This window comes from Streptomyces sp. bgisy027 (assembly GCF_057710365.1).
In genome coordinates this window covers 144,115-150,642 of record NZ_JBYIVZ010000023.1, presented here as the reverse complement: position 1 = coordinate 150,642, position 6,528 = coordinate 144,115, and the positions used below count along the sequence as shown (strand labels likewise).

Sequence of the window (6,528 nt, the reverse complement as noted above, 5' to 3'; positions counted from 1 at the left end):
GGCGCTCAGAAGCGGGCAACCACCCACGACCCGCACTGGGAACGAGAGAGCAACACCCTCGAAATCAACAAACTGTCAAAGGAGTCTACGGTCCGCGTATGACAACCGCACACCCCGTCGACGAGGTCCCACCCGCCCGGCAGCTCGCCGCCTTCGGCCTCCAGCACGTCCTCGCCATGTACGCCGGTGCCGTCGCCGTCCCCCTCATCGTCGGCGGCGCCATGAAACTGCCACCCGCCGACCTGGCGTATCTGATCACCGCCGACCTGCTGGTGTGCGGTATCGCGACCCTGATCCAGTGCATCGGCTTCTGGCGCTTCGGCGTACGGCTGCCCATCATGCAGGGCTGTACGTTCGCCGCCGTCTCCCCGATGGTGCTGATCGGCACCACGGGCGGCGGACTCCCGGCGATCTACGGCTCGGTGATCGTCGCGGGACTGGCGATCATGCTGCTGGCCCCGGTCTTCGGCAGGCTGCTGCGCTTCTTCCCGCCCCTGGTGACCGGCACGGTGATCCTGATCATCGGCCTCTCCCTGCTGCCGGTCGCCGGCAACTGGGCCGCGGGCGGCGCCGGTTCGGGGGACTTCGGGGAGCCGAAGAACCTCGCGCTGGCCGCCTTCGTGCTGGCCGTGGTGCTCGGCGTGCAGCGGTTCGCGCCGGTGTTCCTCAGCCGTATCGCCGTACTGGTCGGCATCGTGGTCGGACTCGCGGTGGCCGTTCCGTTCGGCTTCACCGACTTCGACGGTGTGGGCGAGGCCGACTGGCTCGGCATCAGCACGCCGTTCCACTTCGGGGCGCCCACCTTCGAGTTCTCGGCGATCGCGTCGATGCTGGTGGTGGCGCTGGTGACGATGACCGAGACGACCGGTGACCTGATCGCGGTCGGCGAGATGACCGAGCGCAAGGTGGAGCCGCGTTCCCTGGCGGACGGCCTGCGCGCCGACGGCCTGTCGACGGTGCTGGGCGGCGTCTTCAACACCTTCCCGTACACGGCGTACGCGCAGAACGTGGGTCTGGTCGGCATGACCCGGGTGCGCAGCCGCTGGGTGGTGGCGACCGCGGGCGGCATCCTGGTGCTGCTCGGCCTGCTGCCCAAGCTGGGCGCGGTGGTGGCGGCGATACCGGCGCCGGTGCTGGGCGGTGCGGGCCTGGTGATGTTCGGGACGGTCGCCGCGAGCGGGCTCAGGACCCTGGCCGGGGTCGACTTCAAGGGCAACGACAACCTGACGGTGGTGGCCGTCTCGGTGGCCGTGGGCATGCTGCCGGTCGGGGTGCCGGCGATCTACGAGAAGTTCCCCGACTGGTTCCAGACGGTGATGAACAGCGGCATCAGCGCGGGCTGCCTCACGGCGATCGTGCTGAACCTGCTCTTCAACCACCTGCCCGCGAGGGCCGGTTCAGGCGCCCCCGACGCGGGCGGCCTGCCGGGCGGCGGCGTCGAGAAGGGCGTCGAGCAGCCCCGGGAAGAGGCCGTCTAGGTCGCCCTTGCGCAGGCCGTTCATCTTGGCGGTGCCGCGGTAGATCTGCCGGATGACCCCGCTCTCGCGCAGCACCCGGAAGTGGTGCGTGGTGGTGGACTTGGTGACCGGCAGGTCGAAGTGCGAACAGGAGAGCTCGTCGCCGACGGCGGCGAGCTCTCGCACGATGTACAGCCGCAGCGGGTCGGACAGCGCGTGCAGCACGCCCTCGAGACGGATCTCCTCGCGCGCCGGGTGCGGGAGGTCTCGGCTGCTGACAGCTGGGCTGGTCACGGCGGCTCCACTTCGTCGGGTTCCCTCGGCCGGCCCGCCTTGCCGACGGGCCCTGCCATTGTACGAGACCTCTCGTAGTTTGACATCTGCCGTACTACGATGCCTATCGTACGAGCCGACGACTGGTCCCCGCGACGAATGGAGTCCGCCGTGAGCGCGCTCTTCGAGCCCTACGCCCTGCGTGAAGTGACGATCCCGAACCGGGTGTGGATGCCCCCGATGTGCCAGTACTCGGCCGCACCGGAGGGCCCCGACACGGGCGCCCCCGATGACTGGCACTTCGCGCACTATGCCGCCCGCGCGGCCGGCGGCACGGGGCTGATCGTCGTCGAGGCGACCGGCGTCAGCCCCGAGGGCCGGATCTCCCCGTGGGACCTGGGCATCTGGAACGACACCCAGGTCGAGGCGTTCCGCCGGATCACGCGCTTCCTGGTGTCGCAGGGCACCGTACCTGCGATCCAGCTGGCCCATGCCGGCCGCAAGGCCTCGACCGACCGGCCCTGGAAGGGCGGCGCGCCGGTCGGGCCGGACTCCTACGGCTGGCAGCCGGTGGCGCCGAGCGCGATCCCCTTCGCCGAGGGACACCCGGTGCCGACGGAGCTCACGGTCGACGGGATCCAGGAGGTCGTGGGCCGGTTCGCGGACGCCGCCCGCCGTGCCCTCGCCGCCGGGTTCGAGATCGCCGAGATCCACGGCGCCCACGGCTATCTGATCAACGAGTTCCTGTCCCCGCACTCCAACCACCGCACCGACGAGTACGGCGGCTCGTACGAGAACCGCACCCGCTTCGCCCTCCAGGTCGTGGACGCGGTGCGCGCGGTGTGGCCGCAGGACAAGCCGCTGTTCTTCCGTATCTCGGCGACCGACTGGCTGGAGAAGGACGGCTGGACCGCCGACGACACCGTCCGCTTCGCCGCGGACCTGAAGGCCCACGGCATCGACCTGCTGGACGTCTCGACCGGCGGCAACGCCTCCGGCGTCCACATCCCGGTCGGCCCGGGCTACCAGGTGCCGTTCGCGGCGCGCGTGAAGGCGGAGACCTCGCTGCCGGTCGCCGCCGTGGGCCTGATCACCGACGCCGAGCAGGCCGAGAAGATCGTCGCGAACGACGAGGCGGACGCCGTCCTCCTCGGCCGGGAACTGCTGCGCAACCCGTCGTGGGCCCGGCACGCGGCCCGGGAGCTGGGCGGGGACGTGCATGTGCCGGACCAGTACCACCGGTCCGTGTGATCGCCGTTCCGGCACCGAGGACGTCGACGTGGCCGGCGGGCTCGACCCTGGCCACGTCCGCGTTCCCACCGGTCAGCCCGCCGTACAGACCGTTCCGTCGAGGGTGAAGCCGCCCGGCGCCGCGCTGTTGCCGGTGTGGTGCGCCCGGTAGCCGATGCTGACGCTCGCGCCCGGCGCCAGAGCCGAGTTGTACGAGGCGTTCGTCGCCGTCACCGCGCCGGAGGACGGGGCGTACGTGGCTCCCCAGCCGTTGGTGATCGTCCGGCCGGTGGGCAGGGTGAAGCCGAGGCTCCAGCCGTTGACAGACGTGGAGCTCGTGTTGGTCAGGATCACGGAGGCGGTGAGGCCGGTGTTCCAGGTGTTGGTCGTGACGCCGACCTTGCAGGCGCCGGGCTGGGGCTGAGGGGTGGGGCCGCCGCCGTCGAGGCCGAAGAAGGTCAGGACTCGGGCGGCCATGCCGTGACCGTAGAGGTTGTGGCCGACGCCCTGGAGGCTGATCGCCTCGACGGGGGCTCGGTCACCGGTGCCGCCGTAGCGGGTGCGGGTCCAGCCCGGCCGGGGCGAGTCCGTGGCGGCCGGGGTCTGGCCGATGCCCTGGACGTTCGTCCACTGCTTGATCATCTCCCCGAAGTTGGGATGGCGCAGGACGTCGTCCTCGGTGCCGTGCCACAGCTGCATTCGGGGCCGGGGACCGGTGTAGCCGGGGTACGCGGCGCGGGCGGTGTCGCCCCACTGCCCTGCGGTGCGGGTGACCGTGCCCTGGGCGCACGCGCTGTTCCACTCGGAGCCGTCGGTGGTGGCGAAGCACCCGAAGGCAACGCCCGCGAAGGCGGCGCCGGCGGCGAACACGTCGGGGTAGTCGCCGAGCAGGACGTTGGTCATCATCGCGCCGGAGGAGATGCCGGTGACGAAGACGCGGCCGGTGTCGGCGTCGTAGGTGCGCGTGGCCCAGTCGACCATGGACCTGATGCCGACCGGGTCGCTGCCGCCGTCGCGCCTGAGCGCCTGCGGCGAGGAGACGTCGAAGCACTTGCTGCTGCGGGTGACGGACGGGTACAGCACGACGAAGCCGTACCGGTCGGCGAGCGTGGCGTACTCGGTGCCGTTGTACATGTCCGGGCCGGACCCGGTGCACCAGTGCACGGCCACCAGGACCGCGGGCTTCGCGGCCACGTTCTCCGGCACGTACACGTACATCCGCAGGTTGCTGGGGTTGGCGCCGAAGTCGGTGACCTCGGTGAGCGTGGCGGCCGGGACCGCGTCGGCCGCCTCGGTGCGGGCGCCCGCAGCGGGGGCGGCGACGAGCAGTGCCGCGAGCAGCGGCAGGAGGGCGGCGAGCAGTGCCAGGAACTGTCGTCTCACGGTCGTGCGGTGGGGGGTGGGCACGTCCTTGTGTCCCTTCTGATCGCGGCTCGTGGACGTCCTCTCACATGAAAAGCATGCGAGCCATCGGGCCGGCACGCGAGGGCATCGTGGCATGGCCACGCCCATCATGGAAGCGCTCCCACGACATCGGCGAGAGAGCCCTTACTCCCGCTCTCACCCGCCCCAGAAGTGGCTGAATTCCTCCGCGTAAAGCGTTGACCAGAAAGCGCTTACCCCATACGTTCCGTTCAGCAGTGTGACCGAGCCGCTCCACAAGACTCCAACATGGCCACTCCGCCCACACGCGATGTTCCATGTGCTGCACATGATTCATGTACATGATCGCGATGCCGCCCTGCGGCGGCACCGCACCGAAGAGCTCCGACCACCCCGAACCAAGCCCTGACCACCCCCCAATGGAAGAAGGCATCGGGACATGACCTCACCAGCACAGCCGCGCGCCCGGCGGCGCGCGCTGACCGGCGGCCTGGCCGCACTCGGCCTCTCGTCTGTCATGATCACGACACTCGGCGCGCCGCAGGCGAGCGCCGCGACCTGGCCGTCGGCCTCCGGCAGCCAGCCGGTGAGCGCGACCATCAAGGTGTCCGGCGTCCGGGACGGCGGCATGGTCCGCTACTACGGCAGCGGCGACCTGGCCGGCGACGGACAGGAGGAGGGCCAGGACCCGATCTTCGAGCTCGCGGCCGGCGCGACGCTGAAGAACGTCATCATCGGCGCGCCCGGCGCCGACGGCATCCACTGCGAGGGCAACTGCACCCTCCAGAACGTGTGGTGGGAGGACGTCGGCGAGGACGCCGCCACCTTCCGCGGCGGCTCGACCTACACCGTGACCGGCGGCGGCGCCAAGAAGGCCGCCGACAAGGTCTTCCAGCACAACGGGCCCGGCACCCTCAACATCTCCCACTTCGCGGTCAGCGAGTTCAAGACGCTGTACCGCTCGTGCGGCGACTGCTCCACGCAGTACACGCGCAAGGTCAACCTCAGCAACATCGAGGTGACCGGCACGGGGTCCACGGCCCGTCTGGTGGGCATCAACGTCAACCGCAACGACGTGGCGACACTGCGCGGCATCACGATCCTCAACGACTCCGGCCGCAAGGTCGTCCCGTGCCAGAAGTACAACAACAACACGGCGGTGGGCACGGGCCCCGACAGCACGAACTGCCTGTACTCCAGCTCGGACATCACCTACAGGTAGCCCCCGTTCGGAGGTAGTCCCCCACGGTGAAGGCGGCCGTCCGAAGTGCTCCCGCTCGGCGCTTCGGGCGGCCGCCGTGTGTCCTGGGACCGGCACGCGCGTGCGCCTCGGCCGGGCACGCGCGTGCCTCCCCGATCGGTCAGCGGCCCTCACGCGCGCGTACGTCCCGTGCCAGCTCCCGCCGGTAGTCGGCGTACGCGTCGCGCAGCCCCGCGCCGGGCCAGTCGGGCGGGAGGAACTCGGGGGGCAGTACCGGGTCGGCGAGCAGGTGCCGTACGACGGCCGCGAAGGCGGTGAAGCGGTCGGACGGCTGCCGCGCGCGGGCGACATGGGCGAGCAGGGCGTGCCCCGTGCCGGCCCAGGCGTCCAGCGGCCACAGGCTCGCGGCCAGTTCGTGCGGCGGGCGCTCCGGGCGGGCCGTGTAGTGCTGGGACACCTGGTCGAGGCCGGCCGGCAGGGTGCGGCGCAGGTTGGCCGGGCGCAGCCAGACGCCCTCGCGGAGTTCGGCGAGCCGCAGGCGGGTCAGCTCGGTGCGCAGTTCGGCGCGTTCGGCGGCGCCCCGTCCCGTGGCCGTGACCACGACCATCTCCCAGTCGCCGCCCCAGGGCCGGGTCCCGGGGTGGACGGCGTCGTCCTGGCGCCGCTGACGGTCCAGCAGCCGGTCGCTGAGCCCGTAGACCGTGTCCGTGCGCCGCAGGTCACCGGCGGCCGTCATCCGGCTGAGCGCCGCCCGCAGGGTCGACCCCGCGATCCCGAACGGCTCCACTCCGCTCACCAGGTCCTTCACCGGCAGCTGGGGCGGATGCAGGCCCAGCAGCAGGCTGAGGACGACCGAGCGGGCGGACAGAGGGCGCAGTTCCACCTCGCCGGCCTGCGGGGAGGCGTTGTTCGGCATGGCCAGGTACCTTACGTGCCGGCTCGGGGTATTACAGGATTGCTGCAACCGCAGCGACAGTGCAACAC

The 6,528-nt window shown here is 71.1% G+C and carries 6 protein-coding genes; 3 read left to right on the top strand and 3 right to left on the bottom strand.

The window, feature by feature from the left end; genetic code table 11:
* Nucleotides 1–98 precede the first annotated feature (98 nt).
* Nucleotides 99–1,478: a nucleobase:cation symporter-2 family protein gene (locus tag AC3ETA_RS24235; protein ID WP_432195001.1), complete on the top strand. Its 1,380-nt coding sequence runs from the start codon at nucleotides 99–101 to the stop codon at nucleotides 1,476–1,478.
* On the opposite strand, the gene AC3ETA_RS24230 is transcribed toward AC3ETA_RS24235, so the two are convergent.
* Nucleotides 1,398–1,751, bottom strand: coding sequence for an ArsR/SmtB family transcription factor (locus AC3ETA_RS24230; protein WP_432195000.1), 354 nt, complete (start codon nucleotides 1,749–1,751; stop codon nucleotides 1,398–1,400). The two genes, AC3ETA_RS24235 and AC3ETA_RS24230, sit on opposite strands and share 81 nt — an antisense overlap.
* A 150-nt stretch (nucleotides 1,752–1,901) precedes the next feature.
* Here AC3ETA_RS24230 and AC3ETA_RS24225 point away from each other — a divergent pair, with 150 nt between their 5' ends.
* On the top strand, nucleotides 1,902–2,981 hold the full coding sequence (locus AC3ETA_RS24225; protein WP_432194999.1) for an NADH:flavin oxidoreductase/NADH oxidase: 1,080 nt from the start codon (nucleotides 1,902–1,904) through the stop codon (nucleotides 2,979–2,981).
* Nucleotides 2,982–3,053: 72 nt separating this feature from the next.
* Here the strand turns inward: AC3ETA_RS24225 and AC3ETA_RS24220 are convergent, their stop codons facing one another.
* Nucleotides 3,054–4,367, bottom strand: coding sequence for an extracellular catalytic domain type 1 short-chain-length polyhydroxyalkanoate depolymerase (locus tag AC3ETA_RS24220; RefSeq protein WP_432194998.1), 1,314 nt, complete (start codon nucleotides 4,365–4,367; stop codon nucleotides 3,054–3,056).
* A gap of 415 nt (nucleotides 4,368–4,782) precedes the next feature.
* Between AC3ETA_RS24220 and AC3ETA_RS24215 the strand changes: the two genes are divergently transcribed.
* Complete coding sequence (locus AC3ETA_RS24215) at nucleotides 4,783–5,565, top strand: pectate lyase (RefSeq protein WP_432194997.1); 783 nt, start codon at nucleotides 4,783–4,785, stop codon at nucleotides 5,563–5,565.
* 139 nt (nucleotides 5,566–5,704) lie between these two features.
* On the opposite strand, the gene AC3ETA_RS24210 is transcribed toward AC3ETA_RS24215, so the two are convergent.
* Nucleotides 5,705–6,460 (bottom strand): PaaX family transcriptional regulator C-terminal domain-containing protein, encoded by a 756-nt coding sequence (locus AC3ETA_RS24210; RefSeq protein ID WP_432194996.1) that lies wholly within the window; start codon nucleotides 6,458–6,460, stop codon nucleotides 5,705–5,707.
* Nucleotides 6,461–6,528 lie beyond the last annotated feature (68 nt).

Excerpts from the sequence above, each read along its gene's own strand:
- AC3ETA_RS24215 (WP_432194997.1), top strand. The coding sequence starts at position 4,783 with ATGACCTCACCAGCACAGCCGCGCGCCCGGCGGCGCGCGCTGACCGGC.
- AC3ETA_RS24210 (WP_432194996.1), bottom strand. The coding sequence starts at position 6,460 with ATGCCGAACAACGCCTCCCCGCAGGCCGGCGAGGTGGAACTGCGCCCT.
- AC3ETA_RS24235 (WP_432195001.1), top strand. The coding sequence starts at position 99 with ATGACAACCGCACACCCCGTCGACGAGGTCCCACCCGCCCGGCAGCTC.